Source organism: Sunxiuqinia sp. A32 (genome assembly GCF_052690465.1).
This window is the reverse complement of sequence record NZ_JBQYLI010000039.1, coordinates 1-1,768: the sequence shown is the minus strand read 5'-3', so window position 1 is coordinate 1,768 and position 1,768 is coordinate 1. Positions and strand designations below refer to the sequence as shown.

Sequence of the window (1,768 nt, the reverse complement as noted above, 5' to 3'; positions counted from 1 at the left end):
CAAAAAATAACCGCAACTCTCACCGCGGATAAACCTATTTCTTACTACTAAATTCTTCTCGTTTTGAACTCCCTAATGTTTCCCTGTTTCCAGCTCCAGTATTACGGGGCGGCAAAGTTAGAAAGCTTTTTTATTTCTGCAAAATTTTAAAGCTTTTTTTCTAATCTTTTTTTTTGCCGCGAACCAGTTTCTTTTCTTACGAAATTACAACCCGAAAGTTGTAACCGGTTCTTCTCAAAATGTCGTTGAACGTTTGCTCTGAAAGCGGCTGCAAAGTAAAGTCTTTATTTTTGATTCTCCAAATGTTTTTTCAAACTTTTTTTCGCCGGTTTTAACCAGCTCAAAAATAAATCTATATTCCTCAAAACCCCTTTAGAACTTGCCTTCCAGGTCTCCCGGTATAGCACCGTTATTCCCTTTTAGCGGCTGCAAATATAGACACCTTTTTTATTCTGACAAGCGCTGGATTAAACTTTTTTCATCATACCAAAGAGAGAACTCGAAATAAACACTGAACACCAACACCTTAACGCCTAAAAAAAAATCAAACAATTTTGAATAAAATATTCGCTCCTATATTAGAACAACTAATACTCTATAAAGGTTACTCTATTTTACAGCATATCGTCCCTTCACATAATATGGAATAACTGGCACTTTCACCCTTCAAATCTTGAAATAATAAGCACAAAAGACTAACTCTATCCTATATATTACCTAAAACTTCGTTGAAAATAGTTTGAAATAGATGTTTGATTAACCACATATCTTTAAAATTTATTCAATGGAATCGTTCAAGGACATGCTAAACTGATGATTTCTGTCCAAAATAACCTGGGTTGTCAATATAAATTCATCAAATGAATCCATCAGAAATCTTTTTGAAACCTGAATTGTTGATGAATTTGATCCTTTGTATATAATAATAAATAGAAAAAACTGTCGTTCTCAATTAAACTAATAGCTTTTGGACGTAACTTGCAAGCAGATTTTAGTATTTTAATATTAATTCGGTAAATGATATCAAGATGAAAATTCAGTATACTCCCATCAAAAAATATATCCTCATCCTGTTAGTTTCTATTCTTCCAGGCATATCTATTGCCCAGGTAACATCATTCAATGCAGTTTTTGATACGATAAGCCTGGGTGAGCAATTTGATTATTTGTATAAAAAATCAAGCACCTACGAAGAATACAAGGTGATGCGAATTAGTGGATATCAACGAATCAAGCAAAACTCTCTGGATAGTATTCAACGTTACAAGAAAGAAATCACCACATTGAGCCAGGAAATAGACAAGTTCAATACCAATTTGAACATCAGTAATTCTGAGATTGAAAACTTAAAGGAAGAATTAGTTGCAACTCAAAATTCAAAGGACAGTATCCGTCTTCTTGGTATAGAAGTTTCAAAAGGAACATACAATTTAATCATGTGGGTATTGTTGCTGGCAATTTCTGCTGCGGCTGTCATTTTATTCATGCTCTATAAAAGGGGGCATCATGTAGTGACGGAAACGAAAAAAAGGTTGGCAGAAGTTCAAGAAGAATTTGAGAAGCATCGTAAGAATGCTTTGACTCGTGAGCAAAAACTCGCACGAGAGCTCATGGATGTCAAACTAAAATATAAAGGCCGATAATAAACCGAAAGACTACACCGGCAATTATCCCTACAATATATAGACACAAAAGAAGAGGCTGTCTCAAAAGAGATGGCCTCTTTTTATTTTCAGCGAAGAGTGGGAAAAAGATTGAAAGTTATCAA

The 1,768-nt window shown here is 34.2% G+C and carries 1 protein-coding gene; it reads left to right on the top strand.

All coding sequences use genetic code 11. The features are described 5' to 3' along the window. Positions 1-1,028: 1,028 nt before the first annotated feature. Positions 1,029-1,643 (top strand): hypothetical protein, encoded by a 615-nt coding sequence (locus tag ACUNWD_RS20720; protein ID WP_445589779.1) that lies wholly within the window; start codon positions 1,029-1,031, stop codon positions 1,641-1,643. Positions 1,644-1,768 lie beyond the last annotated feature (125 nt).

What these genes read in the sequence shown, in the direction of transcription:
- ACUNWD_RS20720 (WP_445589779.1), top strand. Translation starts at nt 1,029, where the DNA reads ATGAAAATTCAGTATACTCCCATCAAAAAATATATCCTCATCCTGTTA.